Origin of the sequence: Pseudomonas syringae pv. tomato str. DC3000 (assembly GCF_000007805.1) — a bacterium.
GTDB lineage: Bacteria > Pseudomonadota > Gammaproteobacteria > Pseudomonadales > Pseudomonadaceae > Aquipseudomonas > Aquipseudomonas avellanae.
In genome coordinates this window covers 3,829,956-3,845,583 of record NC_004578.1, presented here as the reverse complement: position 1 = coordinate 3,845,583, position 15,628 = coordinate 3,829,956, and the positions used below count along the sequence as shown (strand labels likewise).

Annotated in this window: 19 protein-coding genes; all 19 read left to right on the top strand. The window is 59.2% G+C overall.

The window, feature by feature from the left end:
* Position 1: 1 nt before the first annotated feature.
* Positions 2–316: a head-tail joining protein gene (locus tag PSPTO_RS17605; protein ID WP_007244790.1), complete on the top strand. Its 315-nt coding sequence runs from the start codon at positions 2–4 to the stop codon at positions 314–316.
* Positions 313–969 carry a hypothetical protein gene (locus PSPTO_RS17600; RefSeq protein ID WP_007244789.1) on the top strand — a complete coding sequence of 219 codons (657 nt, stop codon included), beginning with the start codon at positions 313–315 and terminating at the stop codon, positions 967–969. Before PSPTO_RS17605 ends, PSPTO_RS17600 begins: the two co-directional genes overlap by 4 nt.
* Positions 962–1,489, top strand: a complete 528-nt coding sequence (locus PSPTO_RS17595; protein ID WP_011104532.1) for a hypothetical protein — start codon at positions 962–964, stop codon at positions 1,487–1,489. The genes PSPTO_RS17600 and PSPTO_RS17595 overlap by 8 nt, the downstream gene beginning before the upstream one ends.
* A complete protein-coding gene (locus PSPTO_RS17590) occupies positions 1,489–2,052 on the top strand; it encodes a phage baseplate assembly protein V (RefSeq protein WP_007244787.1) in 564 nt (187 codons plus the stop codon). The genes PSPTO_RS17595 and PSPTO_RS17590 overlap by 1 nt, the downstream gene beginning before the upstream one ends.
* A gap of 42 nt (positions 2,053–2,094) precedes the next feature.
* Positions 2,095–2,373, top strand: a complete 279-nt coding sequence (locus PSPTO_RS17585) for a hypothetical protein (protein ID WP_007244786.1) — start codon at positions 2,095–2,097, stop codon at positions 2,371–2,373.
* 3 nt (positions 2,374–2,376) lie between these two features.
* Complete coding sequence (locus PSPTO_RS17580) at positions 2,377–2,703, top strand: GPW/gp25 family protein (RefSeq protein WP_007244785.1); 327 nt, start codon at positions 2,377–2,379, stop codon at positions 2,701–2,703.
* Positions 2,700–3,581 (top strand): baseplate assembly protein, encoded by an 882-nt coding sequence (locus PSPTO_RS17575; protein ID WP_011104531.1) that lies wholly within the window; start codon positions 2,700–2,702, stop codon positions 3,579–3,581. Before PSPTO_RS17580 ends, PSPTO_RS17575 begins: the two co-directional genes overlap by 4 nt.
* A gap of 1 nt (position 3,582) precedes the next feature.
* Positions 3,583–4,188, top strand: a complete 606-nt coding sequence (locus tag PSPTO_RS17570) for a phage tail protein I (protein WP_011104530.1) — start codon at positions 3,583–3,585, stop codon at positions 4,186–4,188.
* On the top strand, positions 4,185–6,254 hold the full coding sequence (locus PSPTO_RS17565) for a phage tail protein (protein WP_011104529.1): 2,070 nt from the start codon (positions 4,185–4,187) through the stop codon (positions 6,252–6,254). The genes PSPTO_RS17570 and PSPTO_RS17565 overlap by 4 nt, the downstream gene beginning before the upstream one ends.
* Before the next feature lie 8 nt (positions 6,255–6,262).
* Complete coding sequence (locus PSPTO_RS17560) at positions 6,263–6,805, top strand: tail fiber assembly protein (protein ID WP_004407132.1); 543 nt, start codon at positions 6,263–6,265, stop codon at positions 6,803–6,805.
* Between the two features lie 93 nt (positions 6,806–6,898).
* On the top strand, positions 6,899–8,062 hold the full coding sequence (locus tag PSPTO_RS17555; RefSeq protein ID WP_011104528.1) for a phage tail sheath C-terminal domain-containing protein: 1,164 nt from the start codon (positions 6,899–6,901) through the stop codon (positions 8,060–8,062).
* Between the two features lie 12 nt (positions 8,063–8,074).
* A complete protein-coding gene (locus tag PSPTO_RS17550) occupies positions 8,075–8,584 on the top strand; it encodes a phage major tail tube protein (RefSeq protein WP_007247634.1) in 510 nt (169 codons plus the stop codon).
* A 15-nt stretch (positions 8,585–8,599) separates the two neighbouring features.
* Positions 8,600–8,902: a phage tail assembly protein gene (locus tag PSPTO_RS17545; protein ID WP_011104527.1), complete on the top strand. Its 303-nt coding sequence runs from the start codon at positions 8,600–8,602 to the stop codon at positions 8,900–8,902.
* A gap of 138 nt (positions 8,903–9,040) precedes the next feature.
* On the top strand, positions 9,041–11,791 hold the full coding sequence (locus tag PSPTO_RS17540; protein WP_011104526.1) for a phage tail tape measure protein: 2,751 nt from the start codon (positions 9,041–9,043) through the stop codon (positions 11,789–11,791).
* Between the two features lie 9 nt (positions 11,792–11,800).
* Complete coding sequence (locus tag PSPTO_RS17535) at positions 11,801–12,646, top strand: phage tail protein (RefSeq protein WP_057443159.1); 846 nt, start codon at positions 11,801–11,803, stop codon at positions 12,644–12,646.
* Entirely contained in the window at positions 12,621–12,827 is a 207-nt protein-coding gene (locus PSPTO_RS17530; RefSeq protein WP_011104524.1) for a tail protein X, read from the top strand. The genes PSPTO_RS17535 and PSPTO_RS17530 overlap by 26 nt, the downstream gene beginning before the upstream one ends.
* A gap of 91 nt (positions 12,828–12,918) precedes the next feature.
* Complete coding sequence (locus tag PSPTO_RS17525) at positions 12,919–13,962, top strand: phage late control D family protein (RefSeq protein ID WP_011104523.1); 1,044 nt, start codon at positions 12,919–12,921, stop codon at positions 13,960–13,962.
* 38 nt (positions 13,963–14,000) lie between these two features.
* On the top strand, positions 14,001–14,546 hold the full coding sequence (locus PSPTO_RS17520; RefSeq protein ID WP_011104522.1) for a glycoside hydrolase family 19 protein: 546 nt from the start codon (positions 14,001–14,003) through the stop codon (positions 14,544–14,546).
* 201 nt (positions 14,547–14,747) lie between these two features.
* The gene (locus PSPTO_RS17515) at positions 14,748–15,542 is read left to right on the top strand and encodes a DNA adenine methylase (protein WP_011104521.1); all 795 of its coding nucleotides are present in this window, start codon (positions 14,748–14,750) and stop codon (positions 15,540–15,542) included.
* The last annotated feature ends 86 nt before the right edge of the window (positions 15,543–15,628 follow it).

The window sequence follows — 15,628 nt, the reverse complement described above, 5'->3', positions numbered from 1 at the left end:
CATGGCGTTCCGTGACTTGATCGGGACTCTCGATGACGCCGTGTTCGATGTACTGAGCGACACGGCGTTCATTGAGGGGCGCGAGGTGGCGGGCATGTTCTCGGCACCGTGGCTGCAACCCAAGCTGGGCCGGATCAATACCGGGCTGCGCGAGCCGCACCTGGTGATTCGGGTAGCCGACGCGCAGGGCGTTGTCGAGCGGCAGCAGGTGCGCATCGATCTGCCCGTGCAGGACGGTGGTGGCACGTACACGCTGATCCGCCAAGAGCCTGGTGGGGATGCGCTGGTGACGTTGATTTTGAGGATTAACCCATGAGCGTAGGCAGCTTCTACAAGCAATCGGCCAAGGACGGCATGATCACCTTGCAGCCATCCTCGGCGGATCTGGACGCGTTCAAGGACTTTGCAGCGGCGGTTCCCAAGGCGGCGATAGCGGCTCAGCGTCGTGCCATCAACAAGACGCTTCGTTGGTTGCGAACGCACATTGCCAGGACTGTCGGTCGGCAAGAGCGCATCGCGGTCGCAGCCGTTCGGCAACGCCTTCGGGCCTACCCGGTCAGCGGTGGCACGATGCGCGGTAAGCTTTGGTTCGGTCTGGATGCCATTTCTGCCAGTCGTATCGGCCGTGCGCGGCAGAGCCGTACCGGCGTATCCGTGGCCGGTCGCCGTTATCAGGGCGCGTTCTTTAAGACGGTTTACGGCGGCAGTCCTGATATCTGGATCCGTACCGCGAGCAAGCATTTCGACTCAGGTGCCTACGCCGAAACAAGACAAGGCAAACGTCGCTCCGGCTTCATAGAAGAAAACGGCAGCCGCTTTCCGTTGGCCAAAGCCAAAGTGTCTCTGGAAGAGGCCAGGCCCCACTTCGATAGCTGGGTGAAACAGGCCGACGAACGCCTGTTGGAGATCCTCAAGCAGGAATTCAACTACGAGCTGATGAAGTACCTGAAAGGAACTGCCCGTGCCTGATGAAGTTTTCAATCTTGACTCACTGTACGAAGCCATTGAACAACACATCAGGGCCTCGATTGCCGGGCTTGAATATGTCGGCACCATGCCGGATATGCTTCAGCAAGTCGCCGTCCCGGCTGTGTTGATCGAACTGGTGGAGTTTGAGCCAGGCATTGATCAGGGCACAGGAGAAACGGCCTTGATTGCCCGGTTTGAAGCACGGGTGATCGTGGGGTCCGAGCGCGAGCATTGCCAGCAGCAGGCAGCCTTTGCGGCCTCGCAACTGGCTGTTCTGCTGAGGTTGCAGACCTGGGGGCTTGAGGTCGAGCCCGCCGAGTTCGTCAGAGCCGCACAGGACTGGTCGAGGCCGGAACTGGACGGTTATGCGGTCTGGGTGGTCGAGTGGACCCAAGGCATCTACCTCGGCGAAGAGGAATGGCCTTGGCCAAATGAGCCGCCCGGCACTCTGGTGTTCGCGTTCAGTCCCGACACCGGGCGTGACAACGAAGGCCAGTATCAGTCGCCCGAGGACATGTGATGAGTTACGCCTCAGCTGAACATGACCGCATGCTGGCCGGTGTTGTGAAGGATTGCTATGTCGTTGCACTGGACCTGGCCGCGTCACCTCCGGTATGCCGCGTTTCGGATGGTGATTGGGTCAGCGCCTGGGTTCGCTGGCACAGCGTTGCGGCCGGCAAGGCAAGGCACTGGCGGGCACCGACCCTTGGTGAGCAGGGCACGTTGCTCAGTGCCAGCGGTGACGTGTCGCAAGGCACATTCATTCCTGGGCTGTATGGCAATGCCGGTGCCCAGCCTGATAACCGCGACCATGTCGAAGTCTGGCGCTTTGACGACGGCGGCTCCCTGATCTACGACTGGCAGGCCAAGACGTACACGATTGATCTGCCTGGCGGAACGGTGACGATCAAGGTCGGGGCCAGCTCGGCCGTCGTTACCGACAGTGCGATCACCGCAAAAGCCGCCACGATCACCTTGGATGGCAATGTCACGATCAGCGGAACGCTCGCCGTCGCCGGTGATATTCGCGGCGGGGGCCAGATCATCGATACCGGTGGCAACACTGCCAACCACAAGCACTGACCCGGCCCGCACTGCGGGCTTTTTAATGTCTGGAGATAACCCATGGCGACCGTAAAAATCGATAAGACTTCTGTTGATCAACCGGCAGCACCAACCGGCCAGGTCACACCTACGGCTGAATCAGTCCCGGACGCCGTGCCTCCTTCAGCGCTCGCTGTAGCGGGGCGGATGTATCGAGACACGCTGTTCACCTCGCGCACGCTGATTCTGCCGGATGCCCGCACCCTGGCTGTCGCCAAGGGCATTGCCACGGCGCAGGCAGATGACACCGTCGCGCTGGAGTACCTGCGTGCACACCCGGACCTTGAACCGCTGGAGTAATTCATGATCGGAATGGATCGCCGTACCGGTCAGCCTGTCTCCGGCCTGGCGCACCTGCGGCAGTCCATCGAAGACATTCTTGGCACTCCCGTCGGCAGCCGCCGAATGCGCCCGGAGTACGGCAGCAAGATCCGGCGCTTTGTCGACCTGCCTGTGAACGATGGCTGGAAAAGTGCGGTGCAGGCCGAGGTGGCCAGATCGCTCGGGCGCTGGGAACCTCGCCTGAGGCTTGAGCGTGTCAGGGTGATTGCGGTCCTGAACGGCCAGGTCACCTTGGAAGTGCAGGGGACGTATCTGGGTGACAATGCAGTGTTGGAGGTGACGGCGTGAGCTTGATTGAACTGTCGGCGCTGCCAGCGCCGCAAGTCCTTGAGGACCTGGACTTTGAAGAAGAGTATCAGGGCGAGCTATCCGCCTTTCGCGAATACATGGGTGACAACTGGAGCGCCTTGCTGGAAAGCGACCCGGTCACCAAATTGCTCGAGCTGGGGGCTTACAGGCGACTTCAGAACCGGGCGCGTGTCAACGATGCGGCAAAGTCTTTGATGCTGGCATACGCCCAGAAAGCCGACCTTGATCAGTTGGCAGCCAACGTCAATCTCAAACGTCTGGAGATACAGGCAGCGGACCCTGTTGCAGTGCCGCCTACTGCAGCTGTCATGGAAGAGGACGATGCGCTTCGGGAGCGGGTGCAGCTTGCTTACGAGGGGCTGACCACTGCTGGCCCGCGTAACAGTTACATCCTTCACGCGCGCAACGCCTCTGGTCAGGTGGCCGACGCTACAGCGGAAAGCCCAACCCCGGCAGTCGTGGTGGTTACGGTGCTCGCGTTGGAAGGCAGTGGTGTGGCGTCAGCGGATCTGCTGGAGACGGTTCGGCTCAACCTCAGTGACGAGGATGTGCGCCCCTTGGGGGATCGCCTGATTGTTCAGAGCGCTGAGATCCTGCCTTTCCGCATCAACGCTGTCATCCACATGGTGGGAAGCGGGCCTGAGACCGAGGCCACCCTGGCTGAATGCAAGAACCGGCTGGGAGCCTGGATCAACCCCAGGAGACGCCTGGGCCTTGAGGTGGCTCGATCTGGCATTGACGCGCAGCTGCACATCAGCGGTGTCAGTCGGGTGGATCTGCAGGGCTGGGCGGACATCCGCCCGACCAAGGCGCAGGCCGCCTGGTGCGAAGCGTTCACCGTGACGCGGGGTAGTTGAGATGACCAGCTTGCTCCCCCTCAACAGTTCCCCGCTTGAGCGTGCCATTGAGGTTGCCACGGATGAAGTCACAAAGATCCCTTTGCGCACGCTTTACAACCCACAGACCTGTCCCGCGCACTTGCTCTATCACCTTGCGTGGGCCTGGTCGGTAGACCGCTGGGATGAAGCCTGGTCTGAGCCGGTAAAGCGGGCAGCCATCGCCGCGTCGTTCTTCATCCATGAACGCAAAGGGACAATCGGTGCAATACGCCGAGTGGTTGAGCCGCTGGGCTACCTCATTGATGTCCTGGAGTGGTGGCAGACCGTACCTGAGGGAATCCCCGGTACTTTTGCGCTCAAGGTGGGGGTGCTGGACACCGGCATCACCGAGGAGATGTATCAGGAACTGACGGCCCTGATCGATGACGCCAAGCCTGTCAGCCGTCACATGCTGGAACTGGCCATCAGCCTTGAAACGACCGGCCGTTTCTACCTCGCCGCTTCGGTCTCTGAAGGCGACGAAATCGATGTTTACCCACCTGTGCCGCGTGACATTGAAGTCTCGGGGCATATGGGGCTGGGTGGGCGTGAAACCACTATCGATACTCTGGATGTCTTCGCATGATCGATCAGACTTCGCAATTCTTTGCCACCCTGACTAATGTCGGTGCGGCCAAGCAGGCCAACGCCGATGCCCTCGGCGTGCCTTGGAAAATAGCTCAAATGGGTGTGGGGGATGCCAATGGCACCGACCCTGTGCCCGATGCTTCACAGAAAAAACTGATCAACGAACGCCGCCGTGCACCGCTCAATCAGCTCAAGGTTGATCCAGCCAACAACGCGATCATCATCGCCGAGCAGGTTATCCCGGCAGAGGTGGGCGGCTTCTGGATTCGTGAAATTGGCCTGTACGACACGGACGGGGATCTGGTGGCGGTTGCGAACTGCGCGCCGTCCTTCAAACCTTTGCTGGCACAGGGATCTGGGCGCACGCAGATCGTGCGCATCAACCTGCTGGTCAGCAACACCAGCAACGTCGAGCTGCGTATTGACCCAACGGTTGTGCTGGCCACACGTTCCTTTGTGGACCTGCGGATTCAGGAAGAGCTTTCCAGGCTCGACAATAAACAATCGGTTCGTGCTGCCACGACCGGCCCGGTGGTCCTTGCTGGCATCCAGTCGGTCGACGGCGTTGCGCTTGTCGCAGGCGACCGGGTACTGGTGAAAAATCAGGCCAGCGGCAAAGATAATGGTTTGTACTCGGTCGTTGCGGGTGGTGCCTGGTTACGCGTTGTTGACGCGGATGTGAGCGTGGAGGTGACACCTAACCTGATGGTTAGCGTCGAGCAGGGTGACGCGTTGTTCGACACGCTCTGGCAGTTGACCACAAACGCGCCAATTACCTTGGGTACGACTGCGCTGGCGTTCGAGCAAGTGGCAGGTCCGACTGGCGTTTTACCCGGTACTTACAACAGGGTCACGGTAGACCGACGCGGCCTGGTGATGGCCGGTTTCAACCCGACCACCCTGGGCGGTTACGGTATCGCTGATGCTTACAGCAAGACGGAAATTGATGCGCGGGTGGCGGCGTTACAGCCCAAGCTCGGGTTTGTTCCTGTGCAGCAGGGCACTGGCGCGGGCCAACTGAACAATCAGGTCAGGCTCGGCTGGTCGGGTAGCGGGCTTAAGGCGGCGGTCGATAATACTGATTTAGGCAACCTCTGGTATTCGGGCAACTTTGATCCTGCCACCAAGGCCAACGTGGGCAGCACGTTGTTTGCTTACGGCATCACCGATGCCTACACCAAGGCGGAGGTTGACCAGCGAGTGTCCGAGCGGGCTTTAAGGACAGAGGTCTATGCCAAAGCCGATGTCTACACCAAGGCTGAAACCGATGCGCGGGATTCGCAACGACCGTTGGCGGACAGCATCACGAACATTGGGCTTGCGGCCAACGACCCTGCGTCGCCCTATATGCGCCGCGCCAGTGACAACACGACGTATTTTCTTCAGACAAAGCTTGGCTTTGTTCCTGTCCAGCAAGGCACGGGTGCAGGCCAGTTAAACAACCTGATCAAGATCGGATATACGTCCGCAGGTCAGGTTAAGTTGGCGGTCGATAACACCGACTTCGGGAATCTCTGGTATTCCGGCAACTTTGATCCGTCCAAAAAAGCCAACGTCGGCAGCACGTTGTTTGCTTACGGCATTACCGATGCCTACACCAAGAATGAAACAGATGCTCGTGATATGGAGCGGCCTCTAAAAACTGAGGTTTATGCCAAGGCCGATGTTTACACAAAGGCCGAAACTGACACGCGCGTTGCGACACGGCCTGTCGCTGACTCAATCACGCATGTGGGCTTTGCAGGAGATAATACAGCTGCGCCCTACATGCGGCGCGCTGCCGACAGTGCGGTTTACTATCTGGTCAGCGACCTGAATCTCGGGGCCAAAGTGGCGGCGCAGGGGCTTACCGGCATTGGGCAATACGCATTTGCGCGAGTCATTACCGCCTACGGAAATTCAATTAACCAGGGCACTTCAGTCCCCGGCTCTAACCTTATTTTCAGTTCCACTGCTGTGGGTGACGGCACAAGCAGCAACTCCGGCGCTATCGCAATAGGTGTTTGGCGCGCCCATGGTGCTTTCAACAATACAGAGCGCACGCTCTTTCAACGAATTCAGTAGGTCTAACTATGTCCAATGTATTAAATGCCCGCAATCCGTACTGGTCTTCTCAGGCCCGCGCTACCATCGAATTGATGGTGGTTTTCGAGGGGCTGGAGGAAACACATGGGGAGTTACCGTTCACGGCGTCTCCCCACGATCCTGAGCCCCACGGTGTAGAACTTTACGAACGAGCCCTGGCGGGTGAGTTTGGCCCGGTTCAAGACACGCCGATTGAGCTGGTGCGTGTGCAGGTCATGTGCGCTCGTGGCGACCGTTCGGCTGCGGCCACTGCCCGTATTGACGAGCTGGTCAATCAGTACGAGGAGTTGCAGGACGCCGTGTCACTGGATATGGCGACCGACGACCAGCGCAAAGCGCTGCCCGCTGTCAGGGCTGAGATTGATGCGTATCGTCTGTATCGCGTGCAGCTCGGCCAGCTCGATACGAAGCCTGGCTACCCGCTGGACTTTGAATGGCCTACGCCGCCTGCGAATCCGTTCGTATACGAGCCGCCCGAGCCGGAAGCCCCCGCGCAGGACGTCAGCGACGACGATCAGCAAAGCACCTAACGCCCCGCACTGACGGGGCGTTTTCTTACCCGCTACTCGCATTCCACCACCAACCCCGCTAATCGGGGTTTTTTAGTTTCTGGAGATCGTCTTATGAGTTTCTTCCACGGCGTGACGATGACGGCCGTCGACACGGGCGCACGTACCATTTCATTGCCCACGTCCTCGATCATCGGTCTGGTCGATACGTTTACCGAGGCTCCGTCCAACAGCGCCAAGGTCAACGACCTGGTGCTGATCACGTCCGAGCGCGAAGCCATTGCAGCGTTTGGTCCTGACTCGGCGATCACCAAAGCCTGTCAGGCGGTCTACGTGCGGGCCAAGGCGGTGATCGTTGCGTGCGGCGTTGCCAAACTGGACGATGCAGCCTTGCAGACCTCCGCCATCATCGGCGGTGTCAAAGCCGATGGCACACGTACCGGGCTCCAGGCACTGCTCGACGGCAAGAGCCGCTTCAATGCCCAGCCGCGACTGCTGATTGCGCCCAAGCACAGCTCGATCCTGGCGGTCGGCACCGCCATGGCTGCACTGGCAGATAAACTGCGGGCGCTGCCGATATTCGATGGCCCCAACACCACAGACGAAGCGGTCATGGCGTATGCCAAGAACTTCGGCGGCAAGCGCTCTTTCATGGTCGACCCCGGTGTCCAGTACTGGGATACAGCGGCCAGCAAGACAATAGATGCGCCGGGCTCCGCCTGGGTGGCAGGCTTGTTCGCCTGGACCGACGCGGAGTACGGCTTCTGGGCCTCGCCGTCCAACAAAGAGTTCGTGGGCATCACGGGCACCAAGCGGCCCATCGAGTTTCTGGACGGTGATGAAACTTGCCGGGCGAATCTGCTCAACAACGCGAACATCGCCACCATCATTCGCGACGACGGCTATCGCCTCTGGGGCAACCGCACGCTCAGCAGCGATCCCAAGTGGGCGTTCGTCACCCGCGTGCGCACCATGGACATCGTTATGGACGCGATTCTCTATGGGCACAAGTGGGCAGTAGACCGCTCGATCACCGCGACCTACATCAAGGATGTTACTGAGGGCCTGCAGGCGTTCATGCGTGACCTGAAAAATCAGGGTGCGATCATCAACTTTGAAGTGTTCGCGGACACCGAGCTGAACACGGCCAGCCAACTGGAGCAGGGCAAGGTGTTCTGGAACATTCGATTCACCGATGTGCCACCTGCCGAAAACCCCAACTTCCGCGTTGAAGTCACCAATCAATGGCTGACCGAAGTACTCGACTCTGCCGCTTAAGGAGCTGCAACGATGGCAATGATTCCCGAAACACTGAGCAACCTGAACCTGTTCGTGGACGGTGTCAGCTTCCAAGGCGACGTTTCCAGCCTGACCCTGCCCAAGCTGACGCTCAAGACTGAAGAACACCGTGCCGGTGGCATGGACTTGCCGGTCGAGCTGGACATGGGCATGGAAAAGCAGGAGGCCAACTTCACCACCACGGGCGTGCGCCGTGAGTCCTTGAAGTTTTTCGGCCTGGCAGATGGCACTGCGTTCAACGGCGTATTCCGTGGTGCGTTCAAGGGCCTGAAAGGCAAGGTCACCCCGGTCGTGGTCACACTGCGTGGTCGGCTCAAAGAGGTCGACATGGGGGACTGGAAGCCCGGTGACAAGTCCGAGATCAAACACGCGGTCGCGCTCACTTACTACAAGTTGGAAGTGGACGGCCGTCTGATCTACGAGATTGATGCACTGGGCATGAAACGGGTTATCGACGGTGTCGACCAGCTCGCTGCAGAACGTTCGGCCCTCGGCCTCTGATAGAAGGAAACTCCTGTGTCTCAAGCAAATACCAAACCGAGCTGGATGACTCTGACGGCCGACAGCGTTTCGGTGAAGCTGTCCAGGCCTGCCGAGGTCAACAGCGTTCAGGTGGACACCCTGACCCTGCGAGCCCCGACCGTGCGAGATGTGCGTGCTGCGCAAGCGGCGTCAAACGGTGATGCCGAACAGCGGGAGATCAACCTCTTCGCTTCGCTCGCCGAAGTGGGCGGCGGGGATCTGGAGCGGCTGCCGCTCAAGGACTACAACCGCCTGCAGGCGGGCTATTTTCGTCTGGTGCAAGACGACGAGCTTTGAGCCTGCACTTCAGAAGCTGGCGGCCAAGCGGCTTGCAAAAGAGCTGGGCTTCTCGTCGGCGGAAATCATGTCCATGTCTTTCTCGGACATGATCTGGTGGCTCACGGACTGAGCCCATCCCAACATCTGAGGTGAGTGATGGCGAACAATCTGGCATTAGGGCTGGTGATTGGCGGCTCTGTCAGTTCCACCCTGGGTTCCGCCTTCAGTACCGTCGAAGGCCGTATCAAGAAGCTGGAGCAACAGGGTAGTCAGGCCAAGGTGTTGAGAAACACCATCGGCGAAACCATGCGGCTGCGTGATGAGTGGAAGAAAGCGCATGACAGCGGTGCAGCGTCGGCATCCGGCTTACTGCGCAAGCTTGAAACCAACCTCGACGTCTTACGCAAGCAGGGCGTTCAGGTTGGCAAACTCAGGCAGGAATATCAGTCTCTGGACCGTGTTGCCAAGGGCATTGACCTTAAAGTCAAGGGACACCAACAGATCGAGCAGGGCAAGGCCGGGCTCAAGTCGGGCATCGGCACCGCCGTCGCGGGTGTCGGCGCATTGGCCGTACCGACCAAGATCAGTGCCGACTATCAGGCGATCATCCGGGACATCGCGATCAAGGCCGGTGTGGCCAACAAGCCGCAGGAAGCGGAGCTGACCACCTCGGTGATCAAGACTTCGCAAGACACGGGCATGGCGCGCAATGACGTGGCTGACCTGGTCAACAAGCTGGTCGGTGCAGGCATGAGCCTGGACAAGGCGCTGTCCTACGCGCCGGTGGCTGCGAAGTTTGCGGTCGGGCAGGGGGCTAGCGGCACCGATACGGCCAACATGATTCAGGCGCTGCAGCAGAACGCCAAAATCACCGACCCGAAAATGATGGAAAAAGCCCTTGAGGCCGTCGCCATGCAGGGCCAGGCGGGTAGTTTTGAAGCCAGCGACATGGCGAAGTGGTTTCCGCAACTGCTTGCAGGTATGGGCAAGCTCGGTGTTACGGGCATGGACTCGGTGAGCCAGCTCGGCGCGATGCTGCAGGTGCAGATGAAAACAGCCGGCGGCTCGGATGAAGCGGCCAACAACCTGAAAAACTGGATGGAGAAGATCGGCTCCACCGACGTGGTGAAGTCGTACAAGGACGTCGGTATCGATTATCAGGGCTCGCTGAACACGGGCATCCAAAAGGGCATGTCGACGCTTGAGTCCAGCTTTGCACTGGCTCAGCACTACATCGAAAAGACTGACCCTGAAAAAGCCAAAAAAATGAAGGAGGCCACGGCCAAGATCAGCAAGGAAGCTGATCCGAAAAAAGCGAAGGAAATGCTGGATTCGCTGGAGCAAGCACTGCGTACCGGCGATCTGTTCGCCGACATGCAGGTGAAGGCCGCGCTGACGGCTTACTCGCAGAACCGTGGCATGTACGAGCAACTGAAAAAGGACGCTCAGAATGCTTCAGGGATTCTCGACAAGAACCTGGCCGAGCGTCGTGGCACATCGTCGCAGATCTGGGCCGAGACGTTCCAGTCGGTCAACGACTCGATGCGCAGCATTGGTGACGCGATCCGACCTGTCACCGACGCCGTTGCGAAAGGGATCACAGCAACGGCCAAGGAATTTACAGCGCTCTCAGATACTTCCAAACCGGTAGTGCTGGCCATCGCCTCTATCGGTGGCGGGTTGTTGGCACTGAAGTCTGCTGCCGGGGTGTTCAAAATCGGCAAAGGGCTGCTCAACATTGGGCGTGGTTCGCTGGGCGGCAACCCGAACAAAGTCCAGAAAGTCTTTGTGACCAACTCTGGGGACACGGATGACAAACCAGAGGGCAAAGTCGGTGCGGTCAAAGGGCTGCTGGAGACGGGCCTCAAGGCCTTCAAGGGCAAGGATAAAGCCAAGGGCCAGGACAAAAGCAAGACTCAGGACGGCGACAAGGAAAAGCCAGACGGTGACGACGATGAGTCGGACGAGGGTGGCAAGACCGGGTTTGATCCTGTCGACACCGGCCTGAAGATCCTGGATCTGTTCGGCGAAGGCAGTAACGACGGCGATGGTGCAAAAGGTGGCGGCAGCAGCTCGGAGCCGCAGAAAGTCTTTGTCGTCAATGCCAATGCTTTTGGCGGTGGTTCAGATGCACCGGGTGATCAGCGTCGGTCTCGACGCGGCCGCCGCCGTGGCGGAGCGGGTGGCGCTGGTGGCCGTCGCGGTGGACCACCTATGCCACCAAGGCCACCTGTTCCTCCTCCGCCTCCCGTGCCCGCTGGTCGACTGGCGCGTATGGCTGGAGCTGCCGGGAAGTTGGGCGGTCTTGCCAAGGTGGTTCCGGGTGCCAAGTTTCTGGACGCGGGCATGCTGGCTCTGGACACGTACCAGAATGCCGAAACTCAGGACGAGAAGGCCGAGGGCTACGGCGGCGCGGCCGGAGGACTGGCCGGCGCGCTGGCGGGCGGTGCGGCGGGTGCGGCCATTGGCTCCATTGTGCCCGTTGTTGGCACCGCCATCGGCGGGTTGGTGGGCGCATTTCTCGGAGGCATGGGTGGTCAGGACGTCGGCGGCTTTCTGGGCAAAGCGCTGTTTGGCTCAGACGACAAAGCTGAGGCTGTTGCTGACAAGTCGGGTGATACCAAGCCGTCTGCTGCGCCTGGCGATGTGGTCAAGGCGATGGCGGCGGTTGGGCCACCCCAGGCGTTGCCTGCTGTCATCAAGGCCGCCGAGCAAAGCAAGGCCGAGCCCGCGAAGATAGATCAGCAATTCACCTTCTCGCCGAACATGCCCGTCAGCGTACAGGGTGATGTGAAGGATCCGGCGCAACTGGCACGAGAACTCGCGCCGTTTCTGCAGCGTCAATTTGAAGAGTTCAGTCGGCAGGCGTCAGCCCGTCAATTGTTTGATGACCCACACGTGGGGTGAGGAAAGGTCATGGCCTATGCAGAACAACTGCAGTCGTCGTTGAAGTACTTGGTTACCGCGGGGGAGGTAGGACGCCGGAGTCTGGATGACATGGTTGGCCCCTTGAATGGGGCCATCGGCGATATCACCGGGGCGGCTTCAGAGCTGGAGAACATCCCTTTCATCGGTCCGGCCATAGGCGCGAAGTTGCAGCGCACCATGCGTGGCATCAATGTCGCGCAGGCAAAGGTCGGTCAGGTGGTGGCGATGTACGGGCGTGCGACCAGCGCGGTTTCCCAGGTGCAAGAGCGTATTGGCACACTGAAAGAGCAAGCGTCCAAGGCAAGTGCGGCAATCAATCGGGTTGCCGGGAAGATCAGCCCGTCTCTGGGCAACATCGTGCCCACCGGCAGTTTTGCCTCGCAGGCCACACCGGCCCCGGAAGCGGTAAAGCCGTTTCCGCACCTGTTGATTATTCAGCCGCTCAAGCCCGAGGCGCAGCCTTACTACTTCAACCTGGACACGGCGGCATTTGACGAACTGCGCAGACAGACTGCGTTCCGCTGGGCCGGGCAAGAACGTCTGACACGCAGCATTGCGCAACAGGCGGTTGGGCTCGGCGACGACAAGCTGAGTTTGAAAGGGTCCATCTTTCCGGGCTTCAAAGGTGGGCTCAAGCAACTGAACACCCTGCGCAGCATGGGTCGCAATCTGCAACCGCTCAGCCTTACAACGGGCTATGGCGAGGTGCTGGGCAACTGGTGCCTGCTGAGTGTGGATGAAGAACAGAGCAACCTGCTGGCTGGGGGCATCCCTCGCAAGCAGGGCTTTTCATTGGAGTTTGTAAGCTATGGCGACGATCTGCAGAACGTCTGACGGGGATCTGCTCGACACTCTCTGTCAGCAGTATTACGGGCACCTTAGCGGCAGCGTCGAGGCGGTGCTGGACGCCAATCAAGGCTTGGCAGATGAGCCTCAACCTTACCGGGCTGGCGTGCAGATCCTGCTGCCGGATCTGCTCACCCAGACCAAGGAAGTCATTCAGCTCTGGGGCTAGCGACACCCGGTTCACATCCAACTTTTATCAACACTCGGCGGCGGATTCTAGTGAATCTGCCATGCCTTGCTATGGCTATTAAGAAGGTCTCATGAAGCCTGCATTCCGAATCGTTGCAGACCGCACCGACATCACGGCACTGATCAATGACCGTTTGTTGCTGCTTCGGACAAGTGACAAGCCAGGCATGGAGTCTGATGAGTTTGAGCTGCGCATCGACGACCGTGACGGCGCGGTCTCCCTGCCTTCACGCGGTGCAGACATCGAGATTTACCTGGGCTACGAAGGGCAGCCACTGACGCGGCTGGGGCTTTACACCGTGGATGACATTGAGTTGTCCGGGCCTCCCGATACTTTGGTCATTCGCGGCAAGGCCAGCGATATGCGTGGCAGCGGCAGGACCACTCGTTCTGGTAGTTGGGAAGACGTCTCGCTGCAGCAGATCGTGAATGACGTTGCGACACGAAATAGCTGGAAGCCTGTCTGTAACGTCGCAACGAAGGTGCCCCGCGCTGATCAGCTTGACGAGTCTGACTACAACTTCATTACCCGGCTGGCCAAGAAGCACGACTGCACCGCGAAAGTCGCAGACGGCAAGCTGTTGGTGCTGCCACGCCAAGGCGGTGAGAGCGCAAGTGGTAAGGCATTGGGCGTTGTGACGATTCAAAGGCATGACGTGGCGCGCTGGCAGTTTCGCCTGAGTGACAAGACCACGCAAAAAGCCGTACAGACCAAGCATCAGGACAAGAAAACGGGAAAGCTGAAGGTCGTTGAGCTGACCAACGATCAGTCACCTGACGGCCTTCCTCCCGTTCACACCGACCGCCACATCTACCCGAACAAATCTGCTGCAGAGCAGGCAGCGAAGGCGCGCCTTGCCGCATTCAATCGCAGCACCGCAGGCGTCCGGTTGGAAATGGCCGGGCGTATCGACCTGTTCGCCGAGCGGATGGTCGACGCTCAGGGCTTCAAGGTCGGTCTGGATGGTGAATACCTGGTCGACTCGGTTGAACAAGTATTTACCCAGTCCGGCTGGACCACCACGGTGGAGTGCAACGGCGGCAAGTCCGGGAAAGCCAAAGCGAAGGGCAAGAAAAAGAAAGAGAAGAAACCGGTCAAGGTTGTACAGCTTTAACCGGCCAGATCAGCACCTACTTATCAGGAGAACCACGCATGTCGATTACCACGCAGCAGATGCTGCAGATCCTTCCCAACGCCAGCTCCCGAGCTGGCGTTTTTGTTCCTGTCCTCAACACGGCCATGAGCAAGTACCAGATTGTCACGAGGTTGCGCATTGCCGCATTCATCGCCCAGATCGGCCATGAGTCTGGCCAGTTGCGCTACGTTCGCGAACTGGGCAGCGATGACTACCTCGACAAGTACGACACGGGGCGACTGGCCGAACGCTTGGGCAACTCGCCAGAGGACGATGATGATGGTCAGTTGTATCGGGGCAGGGGGCTTATTCAGGTCACCGGGCGAGATAACTACGCCGCATGCGCAGAGGCATTAGGGCTGGATCTGCTCAAACACCCCGAACTCCTGGAGCGACCAGAGCATGCAGCCATGTCGGCAGGTTGGTTCTGGCACCGAGCTGGACTCAATACCTTGGCGGATAAAGGCGAGTTCCTGGCGATCACCAGACGCATCAACGGCGGCATCAATGGCCAGGCAGATCGGCGAATACTCTACGAGCGTGCCTTGAAGGTTTTGGTCTGATCGAGCTATTGGCCATTCAGCCCTGAGCGGAAAGAGTCACTACAACAAATTGAAAAGAGCGACCAGTCGAGATGCGTCAACATCGCGTCTGGTCACTGTTCCCGCAGATTGCCCCTGCAAGTCCAGCCAAGGCTCTCGCTTCGTGCACAAAGCGCAGAGAGCCTAGCACCTGTTCATATATACAGTAAAGGTCTTGCTTTTATGTCCACACCCATCATCCCTTGGATGGGCGGCAAACGCCGCCTGGCCGACCGCCTCATCCCGCTGTTCCCACCCCACGAATGCTACGTCGAAGTGTTCGCTGGCGGTGCGGCCCTCTACTTCATGCGTCCCCAAGCAGCTCCCGTCGAGGTCTTGAACGACATCAACGGTGATTTGGTGACGCTATATCGCGTAGTCCAAAACCACCTTGAAGAATTCGTCCGCCAATTCAAATGGGCACTCAGCTCGCGCCAGGTATTTGAGTGGCAGAAGATGACCCGCCCTGAAACGCTCACCGACATCCAGCGCGCCGCCCGGTTCTTCTACCTGCAGCACCATGCCTTCGCCGGCAAGGTGAGTGGCCAGACGTTTGGTACTGCCACGACGGGGCCGGCGATCAATCTGCTGCGGATCGAGGAGAACCTGTCAGCGGCTTGGCAGCGTTTGTCAGGTACGTATGTGGAGAACCTGCCTTGGCTGGAGTGTGCCGAGCGCTATGACCGGCCTCACACATTTCACTACATGGATCCGCCTTACTGGCAGACGGCAGGGTATGGTGTGGATTTTCCGTTTGAGAATTACGAGGGGATGGCTGAGTTCATGCGCCGGTGCAAAGGCAAGGTGATGGTGAGCATCAATGATCACCTTGATATCCGGCGGGTGTTTGAGGGTTTTCATTTTGAGACGCTGGGTGTTCGGTACACCACTGGCAACCAACGACAGGGATCTGCAGATGTGACTGGAGAGCTTGTGGTCCTTAACTGGAAACCATCGGAGCTTGGCCTGCTTTTTTGAGACTTTTACCCTAGAGGGGGGGGTGGTAGCAGGCGTACGGCTAATGCCCGTACGCGCTTGACTTTCTTCCCCTGTACGGGTATCAT